This window comes from Shewanella oncorhynchi, from assembly GCF_012584455.1.
GTDB classification, from domain to species: Bacteria; Pseudomonadota; Gammaproteobacteria; order Enterobacterales; family Shewanellaceae; genus Shewanella; species Shewanella oncorhynchi.
Window position 1 is genome coordinate 40,314 of record NZ_JABAEB010000009.1, and the last position, 19,423, is coordinate 59,736.

Consider the following 19,423-nt stretch of genomic DNA (forward strand, 5'->3'; position numbering starts at 1 on the left):
GTCTCAGGACAAACTTCTGATGGTTCATAGTGACCTATTCATCTATTTTCAGTGCTAGAATTGGTCGCAAATGAGTCAAAATGTCCAGAAGCAGACAATATGAGCCAGATAGATAATAACCTCAAGCCTCTTCCCTCGGCAGTATCGGTACTGATTGTTGATGATGAACCCGGAATGCGGAGTTTTTTAAATAAGGCACTCTCGAAGAAATTTGCCTTAGTCGAAACGGCGGGCAGTATCGAAGATGCGGAGCAGCTGCGTAGCCGTTGCCATTTCGATTTGCTTATCGTCGACATTCGTCTGCCTGGTCGTTCGGGTATCGAATGGCATGAAGCGTTGGATGAGCAGGGGCGTCGTTCGGACATCATATTTATGACTGGCTATGCTGACATGGAAGTCGCGATTACTGCGCTACGCGCTGGTGCGTCTGACTTCATCATGAAACCTTTCCATCTCGAACAGATGATGACTGCGGTCGATCGCTGTATCGAACGTCGTCTGCTTAAACGTGAAAATTTGATGCTGCGTCGTGAGGTTTCAATCGGTTATTCATCGACCATTATTGGCAGCAGTGAAGCCATGAAGTCGGTGAAACATATAATCGAACGTGTGGCGCCGACCAATGCCGTCGTCTTAATCCAAGGTGAGTCGGGCACGGGTAAGGAATTAGTCGCACGGCAATTGCATTTGCTTAGTGGACGTCAGGGACCTTTTGTCCCAGTTAACTGTGGCTCTATCGCCCCTGAACTGCTCGAAAGTGAATTGTTTGGCCATACCGCCGGTGCCTTTACGGGTGCGAAAGGCAATCGTGAAGGTTTATTCAGTTTTGCTTCTGGCGGGACGATTTTTCTCGATGAAATTGGCGAAATGCCACTGAAAATGCAAACGGCTTTACTCCGAGTATTAGAGCAAAAAGCGATTCGTCCTGTGGGCAGCGAGAAAGAAGTTAACATCGATGTGCGAGTGATCGCGGCCACTAACCGTACTCTGATTGATGAAGTGGATGCAGGGAATTTCCGTCGAGATTTATATTATCGGCTGAATGTGCTCGATATTTTAATCCCGCCATTACGTGATAGACCCGAAGATGTCGTGGAGTTAACCCATCATTTCACTCGCCAACTTGCCGCTGAATTAGGGGTAAGAGAAGTCGTGTGGAGCCATGAAGATATGGTGAAACTACAGCAACACGAGTGGCCTGGTAACATTCGTGAACTGCGCAACATGATTGAGCGTTGTATTTTGCTGGGTAAACCGCCAGCGGAATATTGGAAGCAACAGCTGAAGAGTGAGTCTTTATCCACATCGGGTTATCCATTGGATTGGCCATTGAAAGACGTAGAAAAACACCATGTGACCAGTGTTGTGGACTTACATTCTGGCAATAAGTCTGCCGCGGCGAGGGATTTAGGCGTTTCGCGTAAGACCTTAGATCGCAAGTATAAAGAGTGGTTTGATTTTAGTGGCGAACAGGAGTCATAGGGTGTCATTCTTCACTCACTTTTTTGGTGTCAGTTGGCAGCAAATGCAGGCCAAGGTGCGCTATCGCATATTAATCCTGACGTTACTGCCCATTCTACTGACACTGGTGAGTTTAGTGTTTATCACTATTTACTGGAACATCAGTTATACAGGTAAGCAGCTGTTTATGAAGGTTAAAGCTGACTTATCTGTTGCCGAAAACACCTTGCAGCAAGTGCAAGTACGCCAAGAAAAACAACTTGAACGTGTGGTGACGTCTTGGACTTTTCAAAATGACTTTAGGCCACTTTTCAGTGGTAAAGAATTAAGTGGCGAAGTCAGCTACCGAGCCAGTATTGATGCTTTTCTTCTTGAACAGAAAAAACAGCTAAATCTCGATTATTTGCGTTTAGTTAGTGTTGCCGAAGCGGCCGCAGACCCAGATTTACGTCAAATCCTTCCTAAGTTAGACGGTTTATTACCTTACTCCGGCTTGATGGTGCTGCCGCCCGAGCGTTTAGCACGTATCGACCCCGAATTGGCTATCACTGCGAGCATTCCGATAGTTGCAACCTTGCGGGCGCAGAGCCCCGTTAAAACCGTTGAAGAACGTGGTTTATTGAGCCGTAGCCTATTGCCCGTCCCTGATATGGAAGGCAAAGTGGCTTGGTATCTCGATGGTGGGATCTTGTTTAATCGCGATACTCGAATTGTCGACCACATTCGTGATCTGGTATACGACAAAGGCACCTTGCCCGAGCGTTCCATCGGCACTGTGACCATCTTCTTAGATAACATCCGTATTTCCACCAACGTGCCGCTGCATTTTTATCCCACAGGTAATGAGACGCTGGGCCGCGCGCTTGGCAGTTTAGTGTCGGAGGAAGTGAAAGACAAAGTGTTAACTCAAGGCGAGCAGTGGGTCGATCGCGCTTTCGTATTTAACGATTGGTTTATTTCCGCTTATGCCCCCTTGGAAGATGTTCGCGGCCAACGTGTCGGTATGATCTATACCGGCTTTTCTGAATCGCCATTTATCCATAATTATTTACTCAATATCATAGAGCTGGGCACGATTCTCATGTTGGTGCTGCTGGTGTCGGGCTTGCTGGTTTATCGCGGCGCCTATAGCTTGTTGCAGCCCATTGAGCGTATTCACCATGTTGTACAAGCAGTGCAGTCGGGGCGCAATATTCGTATCGGCGCCTTAGGATTAGATAGGGATAATGAGTTATCGAACTTAGCCGAGCAATTTGACAGTATGCTTGACTTGCTACAGCGTCGAAATGCCCAAATTCAAGCGGCGGCAGAACAGCTTGAAATGAAGGTTGAAGAGCGTACTCGCAGCCTGCAGGATAAAACCTTAGAGTTGCAACGTAACGTGGCGTTACTGAACGAAACGCGTCAACAGCTCGTCACTAACGAGAAGCTCACAGCTCTTGGCGAATTGACCGCAGGTATCGCCCATGAAATCAATAATCCGACGGCTGTAATTCTTGGCAATATGGAATTACTGCGCTACGAACTTGGTGATAATGCTGAAGTAGTAAAAGAAGAAATTGATCTAGTCATTCAACAGGTTGGGCGGATCAGCACTATCATCCGTAGCCTGTTGCAATACAGCCGACCTGGCGAATTCAACGCACCACTAGAAATGCATCCGATGACTCCTATTATCGAAGAAATGTTGGTGTTGGTGCGACATTCGATTCAAAAACAAGAAGTCGTGCTGATCACTGAGTTAAACGCCAGTTGTCCAGTACAGGTTAATCGTCCGCAGTTGCTGCAAGTCTTGATTAATCTTGTAGTGAATGCGGCGCATGCGATGGACGGTAAAGGACGTATTTGGGTGCGAACCTATGACTGGGTGCAGCAAGATATGCCGATTGGCGTCAAAATAGAAGTGGAAGATGAAGGCTCAGGGATAGCGCCAGAGCAGCTTGGACGGATTTTCGACCCTTTTTATACCACACGTAAGGATGGCACTGGTTTAGGTCTTTCGCTCAGTTACGGCATTATCAAGCGGATTGGTGGCACGATAGAAGTGAGTTCAACTTTGGGTAAAGGGTCTTTATTTACCATAGGTTTGTATCATGAAGCGAAGGAAGATCAGCAAAATAATCCCTACGATGGCTTACACTTTGCGGGCAACTACAGCGATATGTCTGCAGATTAGTCTTATCCCGTTAAATAGACATTGTGTTGTATTTGGCTGATTAGGTTTGAATTAAAATATGTCGAGCGATTGCTAGCTTTGTATTATGTGGCTTTGCATTACTGATTTTTAGGCAAAAAAAAGCCGGATGATGAGTCCGGCCACAAAGAGTGTGTGTGAGCAATGTCGTGCTTGCAAACTCAGGAGCTCCATAACAACGTCGATTACCAGTCATCGTTGTTAAAGATGAGTTTTGGAACGCACGTTAACGATAATCATTCTCAATTGTGTTTGCAAGCTATTTATTGCAAAAAGTGCATATCTTTACAAATATCGTTTTGCTCTCATCCATTAACGGTTTAGATCGACTTGCACAGATGCAGTTTATGATCGACTAAGCTTTTAGGATCGGCTGTCAGTTCAGTAATTAAATATTGATTACTGATCAATAAATTAAGCATCGCAGGGAAGCGGTTCTGCGTCTTCACCTGAATATGATTATAGCCATGGCGGCGTGCCCAAGTTTCTTGATATTCGAGTAGACTCTGCGCTAAGCCTAAACGTCTAAAGTCGGATGCTACTCCACCCAACCAGCTGTAAAATATGGTTTCTTCTTGCTCATAACCCAGTTTAAACCCTGCCAATTCACCTTCTACATATGCGACTAAGATCAAATATGTCTTGCCCTGTAAGCGCTGGTCCAACACTTCGTTTGTGAGTGGGTGATCGAGCTCAGGGATTTGTTGGCTAAGTTGGATAAGCTGAGCGGCTAACTCGGGAGTCAAACTTGACTCTGCTTTAATTTCAATAGAATACATAGTTTACTCTCATAAAAAATCAGCCCCACTCGCGCGTTAACAGGAGCAGGGCTGAGCTATTAACTGGTTAAATTATAACAGGTCTGGCCAGTTGGGTTAATTAGGAAATTGATTCTTGCGGATTGGCTCGCAAAATCTTGTCCTGTAAGACTTTTAGCAAAACACCGTATGCCGGTAGGAAAAGGCCTAAGCTCACGATTAGCTTAAAGCCGTAATCGACTGTAGCGATTTCGGGCCAATTGGCTGCCATAAAGCTATCGGAAGAGGCGTAAAAGGCGATACTGAAAAAGACTAAAGTATCGACCAGATTTCCGACTAAGGTTGAGGCGGCTGGGGCGACCCACCAAGAGCGACTGGCTCGAATACGGGCAAAAACCTTAATATCCATCAACTGACCAATCAAATAAGCCGCGAAGCTGGCAAAGGCAATTCGGAACACAAAGGTATTCCACTGTGCAAGTGAATCAGCACCTTGAAAGCTACCTTGATGGAACATCACTCCCATCACGTAGGAAATCATCAAAGCGGGAATCATAGCTTTGAGTATGATGCTGCGTGCGGCTTGTTGGCCAAAAATACGGACAGTGAGATCTGTGGCTAAGTACACGAACGGAAAGCTGAATGCCCCCCAAGTTGTGTGGTAGCCAAACAGTTGAAATGGCAATTGTACTAAGTAGTTGCTGACGCAAATAATCAGTATGTGAAATCCTACTAATAGGAATAAAGCGCGGCGAAGCTGCGCTGTGGTTAACATTAACATATGTGGCCTTTTTAGTTGTGTAGGGCGGGGTGAGGGAACCCGCTAATATTCAATTTATTATGTTTACGACTTTATTGCCGGTGACAGCGTGCTGAAATCGGGTCGCCATTATAGTGGTCGAGTTTTAAGATGCAAGTCTGCTGTTTAAATGTGCACATAGAATGAAAACTCTTCTACACTTTGAATACGTCGAAGGAGGATAGCCATGAGACGATTTTTTGCTACTTTTTGCTTATTTTTAGCTGTGTTACCTGTATCTGTTTCCGCCGCTCAGCCGATAGTGGTCGATGTAGCAACGTCAACTTGGGAGGGATTTGCCAATCGTGATAAAACGGGTTACTACTTCGAGTTACTTCAGCGGATTTTCCCTGAGCCAGAATGGCAGCTCAATGTACAGTTTATGCCTTTTGCCCGCAGTTTATATCTTGTTGAGCACAATCGTACCGATATCACGCTCAGCGTTTACAAGGGTGATATTAAAAAGGGGCTATTAACAGAGAATATGGTTGAAGTGGACTCTATCGATGTGGCTGTTACTGCTGAGGTGGCGGCAGGATGGACTGGTATTGAAAGCCTATCCCACAAGAAGGTTCAGGCCATGCTGGCCTACAGATACAATATGCTGACACCTGTGCCTATGTATTACGAAGAAAGTAGCGATATGTTGACTATGCTCAATAGCTTAAATGCTGGACGTATAGATGCCGTGCTAGATTACAAACCTAATTTACTTACGTTTGTTCCTAAATTAAAGGCGCCACAAAATTTTGTGATTATTCAAGGTGTACTCAAGGCCGAAACCTATTTTGTTTTCGCTAACACCGAGAAAGGCCAGATGTTGAAACAACATTTTGACCTTGCACATAAGCGCTTAATCGATTCGGGTGAACAGGACAGGCTTTACCTTGAAACGATTGAAAAACGAAGGGCTGACGGCGCTGAATAGTCTTAATGTTTACTAGGCTTATTACATTTCGAATAAAATCGACATTATGGTTGCGAGTTTATTTTCAAGCTCTTGCCACTCAGCTTCAGGCTCAGAACCTGCAATAATTCCCGCCCCCGCAAATAGATTAATCCGACCTGGTTCGATCAGCGCACTGCGGATCGCTACCGAAAACTCACTCTCATATTTATTGAAATAGCCGCAGGCACCGGCGTACCAACCGCGAATATAACCTTCACGTTGACGAATAAAGTTTAGCGCTGAATACCGCGGCAAGCCGCCAACTGCAGGAGTAGGATGCAGGGCTTGCAAAAGTTGGAAATCATTCACGCCCGGCTTCAATTCGGCTCGAATTGCACGGTGTAAATGTTGAATATGGTTCAGCTTAAAAATAGTCGCTAATTCATCGGCGCCAACATAATTGCTCAGCGGCGTGAGCATATTCACTATGTGACTGCGAACAAGTTGGTTTTCAACGCTATTTTTGTTGTCTTCTAATAAAGCGTTCGCCAGCGCAACATCTTCTTCTTGATTGAGACCGCGTACCGTTGTACCAGCAAGTGCCTCGGTAAATAGTTCCTGCTGACGGCGGCGGAATAAACGCTCTGGTGAGCAAGAGATAAAAGTGCGATCTGGGCTAAATTGAAAGCCAAACTGGAAACTATTGGGATTACGGCCCTGCCAGCAAGCCAGCACCATCCAAGGATCGATAGGTTCGTTGACTTCAAGTTGCGTTAAGCGGGATAACACGACTTTTGGGGTATCTTGATTGAATTTAGGATCCACCACTTGCTCGACTAATGTCTTCCAACGTTCAAAATCAGGTTTGTCACTGCGCCCAAGTGGAACGATCTTTTTAGGTGGCGAGAGTGGCTTAGCAGGCATGACGGCTTCGATAGCGCCGATGGCCTTATCTATCTCACTATGGTGATCATTATCAGCAAAATTAAGATTCACTAATAGGCTAAATTTGTTCCCACTGCGTCTAAATTCAATGCGCGGCAGGATAAAGCGGCTATTACCGAACTCAGGCCAAGACTCTATAGTGCGATCGAAGGCAACACCGCCATAGTAGCGAATATTCTGATTCGTCGATAAGGCTCGCTGCTCTTGGTAGGCCATGGCCAGTTGCTGATCATTGATTCCGGTTTCAAATCTAAAGTCTTTGCACGCCCCTATCGCCGCGACTTCTTCGATTCTGTCGCGCCCATGCCAGTAGATCCTTGGGTATTGAGCCTGGGATGCCAGCCATGAAATTAAAGGCATAGCGACAGTGTTTAGTGACAACTGCACTATCGGTTCCGTCGGTGGAACTTGCTTTAATTGAATGAGTTTGTCGATGAGAGACTTAAGGTCTTCAGACAGGGCATGAACGGGCAAATAGAACTCCAAAGATAACGGATGAAGGCGAAAGCTGAAGGTCACTCTGTCAGCGTCAGTAAATTCGACTCAGGTTAATGTCCTCTTTTACAAGCCATTTACCTGTAGTGATTTTAGTCTGTAAATAAGAATCTTTCGCTCAAATTAAAGGCCACGGTCGAGTGTGTCAAGATGTAAGGCCCTATCGTGTGACTTTCGCCATAGTCTCATTTTACGCTGATAAAAAATGTGACTTGAGTGGGTCTTTTTGTCGGGCAAGTCACCCTCGATGGACATTTTGTCTCTTAGTCGTTAAATGTACTTTCCCTTTGTCGTAATTAGTCGATCTAGGTTGGTTTTTAAACGTTTTTCGGTTGAGACAGAATAATCGCGGTCCACAATAGCTGGCACATCTTAAATTTTCTACGTGACAAGTTAGATGTCTATTAACGTATGACTCGCCGTGGGAATGAAAAGACGACTAGGGTGAAGCCTTGTCATAGGCTGTTCGTTAGATCTTTATAGGCAGATATAGCATGAAACTCTTAGATCTCGAAGGCGTTAGCTTCAACTATGGCAGCCAGTTACCGACGGTATTGCAGGAAATTAACTTGGCGATTGGTACAGGCCAATGCCATTGCGTGAGCGGTCCGACGGGCTCAGGAAAATCGAGTTTGCTAAACCTACTGGCGGGCGTGTTAAATCGCCCGCATGAAGGTGACATCTGGCGTTATCCTCAATTGGTTACGGGTCTGGTAATGCAAGACCCACAAACTCAGCTACTAAGGCAAACCGTTGGTGCCGAGGTGGCTTTCGCCTTAGAAAACCTCGGTATTCCCACCGAGCAAATGCTACCTAAAGTGCAATTAGCTCTGCGGCGTGTGGGCTTGTATTTGCGCCTCGATACCCAAGTCAGCACGCTTTCTCTCGGTCAAAAATATCGCTTAATGATCGCCGCCCAGTTAGTGTCAGAGCCGCATTTACTGCTGCTCGATGAACCTTGGGCACAACTCGATGATCACGGTGTGAGTGAGCTGCTGGTCGTGCTTCGCAATTTTATCCAAGATGGTATGGCGCTAGTATTAGTTGAGCATAACGCCTCGGCATTCGCCGAGATTATTCAGCATTATTGGCAGTTAGAGGCTGGCAAGTTGTCCGAAGGCATCTATACCGTGAGCGATGCGCCGCAAATTGAAGCGCCTGCGTGGCGACATCAAGCTAAATTTGAGCATTTAGGCAAAGTCTTGGTCAGTGCCGAAGCCTTTGATTTTGGGTTCGATGCTTGTCCCACGTTATTTGCGTGTCCACAAGGATTTCAATTGCAAGCGGGGGAGATAGTGACCTTAGTGGGCGACAACGGCTCTGGTAAAACGAGTTTATTGAAAACCATAGCGGGCGTGCACAGTTTAAGGCAGCGTCTTCCCCTTAAAGTGCTAGGGCGAAGGCCTAAATTGGGGATTTATGGCGCTGAATTGGGACTATTGATGCAAAGGCCGAGTCGACAATTATTCGAGTCTAACGTGCTAGCCGAAATGCAGTTTAGCCTTAGGCGCTTTGAGCTCCCCAAAGAGCGAGCGGTGCAAATGTTAGACGAGTTGGATTTATTTAGCTTAGCCCATCTGTCGCCCCACAAATTATCCTACGGCCAACAGCACTTGATTGCCTTAGCGTCACTCGCCTGTCTACGCCCTAAGGTGCTGCTTTTGGACGATCCATTGGCGGGGATGGATAAGCATTACTACGGCAAAGTGTGGTACTTGCTAAAGCGGTTAAGCTCCCAAGGTTGCGCTATTTTGCTCAGCACTCACAGAAGCATTGAACACAGCGCAGTGTCACGGCAACTGAGTTTACGTAATGGTTTATTGGTGGAAGAGTCAACTGAAATGGTTGAGCGTTATGTGGGGTAATTGTGAGCTTTTCGCGCGTGAGGGGCGCAGGTTTTGAATGCCTAGCCCTTAGGCATTTGTTGAAATAATGAGAGATTGAAATGGGCCTAATCTACGCCTTAAGCTCTGATTTCATCGTATCTTGTTTAGGACCCTTTATTTACCAAGAAAGTCTATGGTGATTTTCTAATCCTCGTCTTAGAATGCCCCTCACGTCTGTTCTATAATAATCAAAAATAACAACAGAACATTTGAGCGTAAGTCGCTTTAATGTCGTATGGTTAAGTTGATATTTTATTCAGGCACATCATCCTTGGGGTTGTAGATATGAGTGAGTCGGCAGAATCAGTTGAACTTATCAAATTACCTGTGTCGCAATTGACATTAGGTATGTTTGTCAGTGCCATAGACAAAAATGATAAAGGTCAACTTGCTATTGCAAATGCAGGACAAATTAAACACAAGGATGCGATTTTAAAGTTAGCTAAAAGTGGTATTAAATTTGTTTGGGTAGACGCTGATCGTTCGGCTGAACATTGTGGGTTAAAGAAAAAAATCACTAACGATAATCAAACTGACAATAAAAAAGCGCTCATTAGCCGCGATAAGCAACAAGCTCAAGCTAAAGTCATGCTTACCGAAGCGAAAGACCTCATTCGTAAAGTCTTATCTGAGACCTTCGAAGGTAAAGCCATCGAAGTTGCCCCCTTCGAAGCGTTGGCCGATACCATGATAGAGTCAGTGATGTTGGATGCTGATGCGCTTAAATGTATGTCTGCACTCCGTTCAAAAGATGCCTATCTACTTGAACATTCAGTGAATGTCGCCTTTCTACTGGTGACCTTTGGTAAATACTTAAAGCTAGATCGCGTCATGTTACGGGAAATGGCGGTCGGCGGGATTTTGCACGATATTGGCAAGATTAAAGTCGACAATAAAGTGCTGCATAAGCCGGGCAAACTGACGCCGGAAGAGTTCGAACATATGAAGCTGCATCAAGTGTATGCGCTTGAAATTATGAACGAAACTACTGGTCTGTCACAGATCAGTAAAGATATCTGCTTGATGCACCATGAAAAATTAGATGGCAGAGGTTATCCAAGGGGTTTGAAGGGTGATGAAATCCCCCGCCATGGCCGTATGAGTTGTATCGTTGATATCTTCGATGCTTTGACAGCGACGCGATGTTATAAAGAGGCTATGAGCCCTGCCGCGGCCTTTAAAATTTTACTCAGTCTGACGCCATTCCATTTGGATCAAGAATTGGTCTATGAGTTTATTCGTTGTATTGGTGTTTACCCTGTGGGTTCCTTAGTTGAATTGTCGGATGGTCGTGTTGGTATTGTTTGGGCCTCGAAAGATAGGGATGCGCTACATCCAATCGTAAAGTGTTTTTATTCTTTAAAAGTAAAACGTTACACTGATGTCGCTATGGTGGATTTATTAAAATCTGAACTTTATATTGAACGCGGTGTGTCACCGAGTACATTAGATATCGATCCGACTCCTTTCTATTAATCTTCAAATCCTACCTTAAATACCGGTCATCTGAGTCGATGGCTGGTGTGAATGATTGCAGAGCCTGCGCTAAAAACCGTAAACTGAAAGTATTTCTCTGGTCGAGCAATGCTATGAACAGTGCTATGAAATCTCTATTTCCTATTTTTATCATTATCTTATCCTTGGCTTTGTTAATCCCTGGGGTGACTCAACCTATTTTGAGTATCAGCGGCAGTATCGATAAGGCCAAGCTGGCGGAACAAGGCATAGAGCAAGTTGCCCAAAGCTTTGATGAGGACTCTGGACGTGACAGTGCCCGCGGCATGTTAAGCATGGTCAGTGGCTTGCTTGGGTTTAATAGCCTTAAGGGCGAAGTCCAAGTGTTGCAGAAGACTCGTAGTATTTGGGGAACAGTGACCGAGCTTTATCACTCTGGTAATGGACTCGTCGCGGGATTAGTCATGTTATTCAGCGTGGTGGTGCCAGCCTTGAAGTTGAGCTTAATGTTGGCACAGCAATGTGTTAGCTCGATTGGCCTGAAACTGAGGATTAATGCCGTCGTCAACGCACTCGCCAAGTGGTCGATGGCCGATGTGTTTGTGATAGCGCTGATCATCACCTTTATGGCGGGGAACGCCTCAGGTGGCATGGGGGAAATGCTAAAAACCCAAGCGCAGTTTGAAAACGGTTTTTACTTCTTTACCGCTTACTGCATTTTATCGATCCTGAGTGGTTTTTTAGTGCGGCGTCCAACGCCAATTTTGTAGCTATTTTATAAGGCATCCCGACCTTAGCGATAAGGTCGGGATGCCGAGATTTAACCGCTCAGCGAGTTAGGACAGAGTACCATTTTGATAGATGGGCATAATCCAATAGCGACAGGGATTATGTTTGCAGATTAACGCCAGTGCCGCGAGCAGCGCCGCTTGTTGCGCAGCGGGGTGCATGATTTCGAATTTGCAAAACTCCCGATAACCTTCCACTTGTTCCTTGATATTAAAATGGCTGTGTTCACGGCTAAAACCACAAATATTCCCTAGGCTAAAGCCCGATAGAAACTCCAGCTCTATCAAGGTATCGACTATGTCGTCCTTAATATCATTTTGGGCGATCAGTACTAACAGTTGTTCTGTGCTCATTTACGTTTCTCCAGCCAAAAATACAGAATTGGCAGTAAATACAGTGTGGTAATGGTTGAAGTGAGCAGACCGCCAATCACCACAATCGCTAAAGGTTTTTGAATTTCAGCCCCAGGACCTGAGGCAAACACTAGTGGCATAAGACCAAACATGGCCGTTGTCGCCGTCATCAAAATGGGGCGTAAACGCCGCGCCGCACCTTGTTCCACCCGTTCGCGCAGGTTGCTGAACATGTGCTTGGTTTGTTCGTAATAGCTGACCATTACCACTCCATTGAGCACAGCGACACCGAGCAGGGCGATAAAGCCAACTGAGGCGGGCACGGACAAATATTCCCCAGATAAATACAGGCTAACTATGCCGCCCATCATAGCGAAGGGAACGTTGGCGAGGATTAAGCCCGCTTTGGCCAGTGAGCCAAATGTGGTGAATAAAATCAAAGTGATCAGTGCGATAGCAATGGGGATCACTAGTAGTAAATTGCTGGTGGCCCGTTGTTGGTTTTCAAACTCGCCACCAAAACTCACGCTATAACCGCTCGGGAGTTTGATTTCCTTTGCGATTTTAGCGTTGAGCTCTTCTACAAAACTCACAATATCGCGACCCTGCACGTTGGTGGTGATCACTGAAAAGCGATTCCCTTGCTCACGCTCGATAAGGATGGGGCCTTGCTTATAGCTTAAGGTAGCGACATCACTCAGGCGTTTTAAAGAGTGATCTGGCATCACCAGTAACTGATTTTTAAGCTCATTAATGCTGCTTAAGTGGCTCTGATTATTAGCCATCAGTACGGGCGTTCGTTTCTTACCTTGCAGCACTTCGGTCACGATCACGCCTTCGAGCTGGCTTTTCAGGTAGCGAGCAAACTCCATGGTGCTCATGCCAAAGCCACGGGCGAGCTCGTTATCTAAGGTGAGGTTGATAAAAGGACTGCCTTCGATCATCGCCATTTTCACATCGACGCTGCCACTGGTGGCATTAACGAGCTGTTGGATCTGGCTCGTGAGCTGGCCTAAGGTGTCGATATCATTACCAAAGACCTTAATCGCCACGTCGCCAATGCTGCCGGTGAGCATTTCGGACACACGCATTTGTATCGGTTGAGTGAAGTTAAAATTAACGCCGGGATAGTCCAATAACACAGCGCGGATCGCATCGATAAGCGCTTCTTTATTTGCAAAGCGCCATTCACTGCGGGGAAAAAGTTCTAAGAATACATCGGTTTCATTGAGCCCCATGGGATCTAAGCCGATTTCATCCGCGCCAGTACGCGCCACCATTTGTTTGATTTCAGGAACTTTAGCCAGCAAGGTTTGCTGAATTTGCTTGTCGATGGCAATCGAAGCTTCGAGTGAAATCGACGGGGATTTCTCCAGCTGCAGGATAATGTCGCCTTCATCTAAGGTCGGCATAAAGGTTTTTCCCACTAACCCGAACAAGCCTAAGCTGACGATAAGCAAGCTAAAGGCGATCACCATAAAGCGTTTTTGATGGCTAAACGTGCTCTTGAGGCTGACCAGATAAAACTGTTTAAGCTTTTCAATCGCCTTAGGTTCCTTGGCGGCTTTTTCGTTGACGAGATAAGAGGCGATAACCGGAATGACAGTTAACGACAACACCAGCGCCGACAGCATGGCAAACACGATAGTGACCGCAACTGGGGTGAAGAGTTTGCCTTCAAGCCCGCTCAAGGTCAGTAAGGGCGAGAACACTATCATGACGATCACAGTGCCCGACACCACGGGAATGGCAACGTCCTTGGTTGCGCGAAAAATCAAGTGCAGCCGCGGTAATCTCTGCTTAGTAGCGATGAGATTCACCATGTTTTCGACTACGACCACAGATGAATCCACCAACATGCCGATGGCAATAACCAGTCCGCCTAGGCTCATTAAGTTTGCAGAAAGATTGAAGTAATCCATCATCAAAAACGTCATCAACGCGGCAAGAGGCAGCGAGAGTGACACGACCAATGCGGCGCGCACGTTGCCTAAAAATAGCGCCAGCAAGATGATCACCAACACTACGGCTTCGAATAAGGCATTGGAGATAGTATCAATCGCGGTATTGATCAGATTAGCGCGGTCATAAAAGGTGTTGATCTGGCTACCTTCTGGCAAGGTTAGGCTGATTTGATCGAGTTTTTCTTTAATGTTTTTGACTACTTGTGCTGTATTGGCGTCTTTTAGGGCGATGATCAAAGCTTCTGCGGTTTCGTTACCGTCCTTAGTGACTGCACCATAGCGGGCTAAGTGGCCAATTTGAATATCGGCTAAATCCTGCAGTCGATACACTCTGGCATCATCGGCTTTGATCACTAATTGTTTGAGCTCGTCGATATCATCGATGCGACCTTCGGCGCGCACTATGATGGTATCTGTACCAATGGTGAGCTTGCCCGCACCTTCGTTGTGATTATTCTCCACTATCGCTTGTTGCAGCGCCGCAAAACTTACGCCCGCGGCCGCCATAGCCGCAGGTTTGGGGGTCACACTAAAGCTTTTGGCATAGCCACCGAGGATATTCACATCGGCGACACCTGCAACGGTTCGTAGTAGCGGACGGATTTCCCATTCGAGTAATTGACGCCTTTCCATCAGTGATAGATTGGGATTTTCGAGTGAAAACATAAAGATTTCGCTGAGTGGCGTACTCATAGGCGCTACGCCGCCCGTCACACCTTCAGGGAAACTGTCCCACACGGCGGCGATGCGTTCACTCACCTGCTGGCGCGCCCAATAGATATCTGTGCCTTCGTCAAAATCTAGGGTGATATCGCTGATGGCGTATTTAGTGGTTGAGCGCAGAATCGATTGATGGGGAATGCCTAGCAGTTCGGTTTCAATCGGCACGGTAATTTGCGCTTCGATTTCCTCCGGCGTCATGCCGGGCGCCTTGAGGATGATCTTCACTTGGGTGGGCGAAATATCGGGAAAGGCATCCAAGGGAATGGAAAACCAGGCTCGTGCTCCCGCTAACATGATGATCAGCGCCACAATCAGCACAAATAAGCGCTGCGTAAGCGAAAAGCGGATGACTGAGGTCAACATCTTATTCGCCTCCTAAGCCAAGCATTATGCCTTTGACTGCAGCAACTGACTGGGATAGCACTTGGATTTGGCTGAGTTCTTGATCGCTTTCAACGATATATTGCTCTGGGGTTGAGCCAAGAATATTGATTGTAATCGAGGTGAGCGTGTCTGCGGTTTTAGTGAAGACTTGGCTGTCTTGCTCCCAACTGAATACGCTATTTTTAGGCAATAAATACACCGCCTTTTGATACTCGGGTATCACAGTGATCTGTTGTCCTAACAGTAAGTTACACTCCTGCGGCAAGGGTGATGACCAAGCGGTCACAAAGGCACCTTCGGCGATGGCCGACACGGACTCAATAGCGATATGGCACTGATTGATATTCACCGCCGAGAGCGAGTGCGACTGACTCATTGGCACACTGACCTTGACGCGAATGCTGTCGCTGGGCACCAGTGAGAATAGCTGTGAACCCGCCATATAAGGCCCATTCACTTGGTTGAGTTTAACGATCCCCGCCACTGGCGTGCCTACCACTAGGGAGTCTGTGGTGGCATCTGTGCTTTTGACTATCTCCATAAAATGCTGCATGTGCTCGTATTCGAGGTGAGTGCTGAAGTAGTCTTGGCTGATCTCTTGCCATTTTTCTGCGCTAATACTGCCATTGTTTAATAAGGGTTTATTGCGCTCATAACGGCTTTTGGCTAGTTGATACAAGCTGCTGGCGGCTTCGACTTGGGCGAGGTAGTGGAACACTTCTGGCCCAGTCAGTTTGACAATCGCTTGGCCTTTAGTGACGAGCTGGCCTTGGCCGACGAGAAAGCTGATCTGCTGGATATTCTCCGGTGTGCTGATCCAGTAATCGTTACCGGGGAGGATTTCAACCTGCGCGGGCAACGGGCTGCCCTCATAACTGGCGACTTTCTGTGGTTGCACGTAGCTCAGGTCTAAATTACCGAGGGAACTTATCGTTAAGGATTCAGCCTGCACTAAGGTGGCAACACTGGCGGATAAACAGAAAAGGCATGCGCCGTACTTGGCCATCATAATGAAATTCCTAAGGCTTGCAGTTGTTGGGAGTGCAGTTGTTGCTGCGCGACTTGGTTCAGTGCCAAGCGGGATTCGGTATCGAGGGCATCCATATAGCGGCGCAGCCAGACTTCGTAGCTAACTTGGTTTTGGTCTTTGACCTTAGCCAGCTCCTCTGTGATGGTGCGGCTAAGGTGTAAGGCTTGGGTTAGCAATGTTTGTTGGTCGAGTAAGTTTTGTTGCTGTTGCTCTAGCTTTTTAAGCTGAGTTTTTAGCTCGATATAGGTACGGTCGAGGTTGAGCGTGTGCTCGGTATTGGCTTGTTGCCATTGGGATAATTCGGTTTGTGATAGGGCAGAACCTAAGGTCAGTGGTACAGAAACGGCGATGCCAAGCTGTTGATCATCGACTTTATTATCGGCGGTATTTTTGGCCGTGAGTGAGACTGCCCAAGGATCGTTATTCCCTGCTTGCTGACTCTGGATGATCAACAGCTGTTGCTGCTTCTGCAGGCTCAATAGTTGCCATAATGGATGCTGCGCGAGCATGTCATTGGGTTGGTTGTTGGCAGAAAGTGGCCGCGCGGTTTCGGCTATGTTCTGCGGTATTTGCTCTTGTCCGGTGAGTTGTTGATAGAGGGCACGCGCCTCGGCCTGTTGCTGATTAAGATCGACCCGCTCCAGTGCAATATCCACCAGTTCGCGTTCTAACAAGAGAATGTGGGCAATCGGCAGTTCGCCCGCATCTGTGAGTTGCTTTTGCTGATTATGGAGTTTGTCGAGTAATTGGCTCTTGCGATCTAATTGGGCCAGTTTCACTGCAGCAAGACGATGTTCCCACAGGCTTTGTCGCAATAATCCCGATAAATACAGGCCTTGCAGCGCGGCTTGTTGCACCTGAATGCCTTGGGTGAGTTGTTTAATTTGCTTATCGCTGCTGTGCAAAGCAGGGGATTTTATTGGCAAATTGAGTGAGAGTTCCTGCTCGTAGCTGTTACCATTATCTAGGCTACCTAAGTGACTCAAGCTAATGCTCGGCAGGCCATTGAGCCAAGATGAACTGCTTAAGCTTATTTGTGATTGCGGTAACTGACCGCCTGATTGAGATAGAGAATGTAATCTTGCTTGGCTGGTGGTGAGTGCTTGAGATAGCTCGGAATGCGCGGCGTGGCACAGGAAACTGCTGCTGACTAAGGTCGCCAACAGACATAACTTGATACAAGACGTACTGACAGACATAGGACGATTCTATGGTAATAAAGTGTGCTGTTAGTGTAGGGATTGGTGGGCGAAAGTCGTGGGGGACATGTATCATAAAACCGTCTATGGTACATATGTCCCATAAATTAATGGGTTGATTTTGCTTTTATTTAGGAGTTTTTCGATGAAGGATCTTGTCATTATTGGTCTGTTGGCCTTGATCATATGCTTTAAGCTTTTTGACATCACTTCCGACATTCAATTGGGCATTCCCCAATGGCATATTGCCCAGGAAGCCATGTTATTAGTGCTCACTGTGATTGGTGCCATGTACTTAAGTTATGACCTTATTCGTCGCTCCCGCGAAGTGAAAGCGTTGGCTAAACGGTTGGAGCATGCGGATAAAAAAATCGACAATATGTCGACGCAAATGCGCTCTGCCAGACAAGAATACAGCCAAGCGGTGTCGCAGCAATTCGAGACTTGGGGCTTTACTAAGAGTGAGCAGCAAGTGGCTTTTTTATTACTTAAGGGCCTAAGCTTTAAAGAAATTGCCGAAGTGCGCCAGACTAAAGAAAAAACCGTCAGACAACAGGCATCGACCATTTACGGTAAAGCGGCAGTCGATGGACGCCATACTTTTTGCGCTTGGTTTATGGAAGATTTTATTCAAGAACATAATCAAGATCTTGCTGCGAATGAAGCGGCATCAGGCCCTAAGGCAGCTTAATCAGCGCAGGATTGGCTTAGCTGTTATAGCTATTTGTTATTGAAAATCGATATTTGCTGAGTTTTTAGTTCTAAACAATAATGAGCATCCCCTAAGTTTGCAGGAAGATGCAATTGAAAAACTGGCTGATTATCGTGTTTTGCCTGATTGCCTTGGTCGCTTCGACGCAAACCACAGGACTCGTGCGTTCACTTATCGAATTCTCCGCCTTTGTTGGCGTCCTCTACTGGGCTTGGCGAATGAAGCCGACGGCAGAGTAGATTGGCTTTGAGTTAAATCTTAGCTATTGAAAATAAACAATATACACTAAAGACGTGATACCAATTGCTGCCCACAGCATCACCCCAAGCAACAAAGGTTTGGGGCCACTCGCCCGCATTTTCTGCACTGTAATTCCTGCACCAATCAAAAACAAACACAGGACTAATGCCCGTTTCGACACCATAAATAAGGTGTCATAAACAGCGTGGAATTGTGGCAACCAATGGGCCACGGCAATGGCTAAACAATAAAAACCGATAAAATACGGCAGGTTAAGCTTGCGCTTATTGCCACCAAACAACATAGCGCTGACCAATGCTATCGGAATAATCCACAGGGCACGGGCGAGTTTTATGGTAGTGGCGGTTTTTAAGGCTTCATCGCCGTAGGCTGAAGCCGCGCCGACAACCGATGAAGTATCGTGGATGGCGATGGCACTCCACACGCCAAAATCGTATTGGCTCATATTGAGCAAGTGGCCGAGTGCAGGGAATAAAAATAGCGCGACTGAATTGAGCACAAATACGCAGGCTAACGCAGTGGCGGTTTGATCGTTACGCGCATTGATGGCCGGAGCGACTGCGGCAATGGCGCTGCCACCGCAAATAGCGGTACCAGAGGCGATTAAGTGGCCCGTGACATGATCAAATTTCAGGGCGCGGGTGAGCATAAACCCTAAGCTGAGGGTGAAAAAGATTGAGCCAACAATCAGGCCGAAGTTGTGGGTGCTCGCCTCGATCGCCGCGTTTAAGTTAATCCCAAACCCTAAGCCAATGATCGAATAAGACAGGAGTTTTTTGGTGAGTGCGGCGATATTCCATTGCACTGGCACCCAACCAAGGCTGGCTAAGGTAAAACCTAACACTAGCGCCATGGGCGATGAGATAAAAGGCGCGAGGCATAACAAACCCGCACAGATGAAAACGATGCGATGAGTCTTATTATTTTGCTGTGATGTCGATGAAGAATTCATAACGCCTTAGGCTCGAGCGATTCGGTTTATCGTTCCAACCACAGATCTTCACATTAAGCGACGGATACAAAATGGCGATCAATTGGATTGATCATGGAGACAGATGAAAGAGGGCATTATAGCTGGGTGTATGAGCCTCAATAAAATCAATTAAACTTATCTAGTCAGTCAGTT

Annotated in this window: 16 protein-coding genes; 8 read left to right on the plus strand and 8 right to left on the minus strand. The window is 46.6% G+C overall.

Translation table 11 applies throughout. The features are described from left to right. Positions 1–99 precede the first annotated feature (99 nt). Together HGO26_RS14980 and HGO26_RS14985 are read left to right on the plus strand one after the other, a co-directional pair. Positions 100–1,482: a sigma-54-dependent transcriptional regulator gene (locus tag HGO26_RS14980; RefSeq protein ID WP_105250738.1), complete on the plus strand. Its 1,383-nt coding sequence runs from the start codon at positions 100–102 to the stop codon at positions 1,480–1,482. A gap of 1 nt (position 1,483) precedes the next feature. Beyond that, the gene (locus tag HGO26_RS14985) at positions 1,484–3,637 is read left to right on the plus strand and encodes a sensor histidine kinase (RefSeq protein ID WP_105250737.1); all 2,154 of its coding nucleotides are present in this window, start codon (positions 1,484–1,486) and stop codon (positions 3,635–3,637) included. A 338-nt stretch (positions 3,638–3,975) separates the two neighbouring features. On the opposite strand, the gene HGO26_RS14990 is transcribed toward HGO26_RS14985, so the two are convergent. Together HGO26_RS14990 and HGO26_RS14995 are read right to left on the minus strand one after the other, a co-directional pair. Further along, positions 3,976–4,434 (minus strand): GNAT family N-acetyltransferase, encoded by a 459-nt coding sequence (locus tag HGO26_RS14990; RefSeq protein WP_168826138.1) that lies wholly within the window; start codon positions 4,432–4,434, stop codon positions 3,976–3,978. 100 nt (positions 4,435–4,534) lie between these two features. Further along, the gene (locus HGO26_RS14995) at positions 4,535–5,194 is read right to left on the minus strand and encodes a 7-cyano-7-deazaguanine/7-aminomethyl-7-deazaguanine transporter (protein WP_105250735.1); all 660 of its coding nucleotides are present in this window, start codon (positions 5,192–5,194) and stop codon (positions 4,535–4,537) included. A gap of 205 nt (positions 5,195–5,399) precedes the next feature. Between HGO26_RS14995 and HGO26_RS15000 the strand changes: the two genes are divergently transcribed. Continuing rightward, entirely contained in the window at positions 5,400–6,140 is a 741-nt protein-coding gene (locus HGO26_RS15000; RefSeq protein WP_105250734.1) for a transporter substrate-binding domain-containing protein, read from the plus strand. A 21-nt stretch (positions 6,141–6,161) separates the two neighbouring features. Here HGO26_RS15000 and HGO26_RS15005 read toward each other — a convergent pair whose 3' ends face one another. Further along, a complete protein-coding gene (locus HGO26_RS15005; RefSeq protein WP_168826140.1) occupies positions 6,162–7,520 on the minus strand; it encodes an isochorismate synthase in 1,359 nt (452 codons plus the stop codon). 515 nt (positions 7,521–8,035) lie between these two features. Here HGO26_RS15005 and HGO26_RS15010 point away from each other — a divergent pair. The 3 genes from HGO26_RS15010 to HGO26_RS15020 all read left to right on the plus strand — a co-directional run bounded on the left by HGO26_RS15010 (position 8,036) and on the right by HGO26_RS15020 (position 11,652). Then, on the plus strand, positions 8,036–9,406 hold the full coding sequence (locus HGO26_RS15010; RefSeq protein ID WP_168826142.1) for an ATP-binding cassette domain-containing protein: 1,371 nt from the start codon (positions 8,036–8,038) through the stop codon (positions 9,404–9,406). A gap of 306 nt (positions 9,407–9,712) precedes the next feature. Beyond that, positions 9,713–10,903: an HD-GYP domain-containing protein gene (locus HGO26_RS15015; protein ID WP_105250731.1), complete on the plus strand. Its 1,191-nt coding sequence runs from the start codon at positions 9,713–9,715 to the stop codon at positions 10,901–10,903. 113 nt (positions 10,904–11,016) lie between these two features. Beyond that, positions 11,017–11,652 carry a paraquat-inducible protein A gene (locus HGO26_RS15020; RefSeq protein ID WP_105253024.1) on the plus strand — a complete coding sequence of 212 codons (636 nt, stop codon included), beginning with the start codon at positions 11,017–11,019 and terminating at the stop codon, positions 11,650–11,652. 66 nt (positions 11,653–11,718) lie between these two features. Here the strand turns inward: HGO26_RS15020 and HGO26_RS15025 are convergent, their stop codons facing one another. Genes HGO26_RS15025 through HGO26_RS15040 form a run of 4 tightly spaced genes read right to left on the minus strand, consistent with a single transcriptional unit; the run spans position 11,719 to position 17,324 of the window. Further along, positions 11,719–12,024 carry a DUF3240 family protein gene (locus tag HGO26_RS15025; protein ID WP_168826144.1) on the minus strand — a complete coding sequence of 102 codons (306 nt, stop codon included), beginning with the start codon at positions 12,022–12,024 and terminating at the stop codon, positions 11,719–11,721. Continuing rightward, on the minus strand, positions 12,021–15,074 hold the full coding sequence (locus HGO26_RS15030) for an efflux RND transporter permease subunit (protein ID WP_168826146.1): 3,054 nt from the start codon (positions 15,072–15,074) through the stop codon (positions 12,021–12,023). The genes HGO26_RS15025 and HGO26_RS15030 overlap by 4 nt, the downstream gene beginning before the upstream one ends. A 1-nt stretch (position 15,075) precedes the next feature. Further along, positions 15,076–16,104, minus strand: coding sequence for an efflux RND transporter periplasmic adaptor subunit (locus tag HGO26_RS15035; RefSeq protein ID WP_168826148.1), 1,029 nt, complete (start codon positions 16,102–16,104; stop codon positions 15,076–15,078). Next, a complete protein-coding gene (locus HGO26_RS15040) occupies positions 16,101–17,324 on the minus strand; it encodes a metal transporter (RefSeq protein WP_168826150.1) in 1,224 nt (407 codons plus the stop codon). The genes HGO26_RS15035 and HGO26_RS15040 overlap by 4 nt, the downstream gene beginning before the upstream one ends. 145 nt (positions 17,325–17,469) lie before the next feature. Here HGO26_RS15040 and HGO26_RS15045 point away from each other — a divergent pair, with 145 nt between their 5' ends. Both HGO26_RS15045 and HGO26_RS15050 read left to right on the plus strand, forming a co-directional pair. Then, entirely contained in the window at positions 17,470–18,015 is a 546-nt protein-coding gene (locus HGO26_RS15045) for a helix-turn-helix transcriptional regulator (RefSeq protein ID WP_168826152.1), read from the plus strand. 113 nt (positions 18,016–18,128) lie between these two features. Continuing rightward, the gene (locus tag HGO26_RS15050) at positions 18,129–18,275 is read left to right on the plus strand and encodes a hypothetical protein (RefSeq protein ID WP_105253023.1); all 147 of its coding nucleotides are present in this window, start codon (positions 18,129–18,131) and stop codon (positions 18,273–18,275) included. Between the two features lie 23 nt (positions 18,276–18,298). Here the strand turns inward: HGO26_RS15050 and HGO26_RS15055 are convergent, their stop codons facing one another. After that, positions 18,299–19,249, minus strand: coding sequence for a YeiH family protein (locus tag HGO26_RS15055; RefSeq protein ID WP_168826154.1), 951 nt, complete (start codon positions 19,247–19,249; stop codon positions 18,299–18,301). Positions 19,250–19,423: the final 174 nt, after the last annotated feature.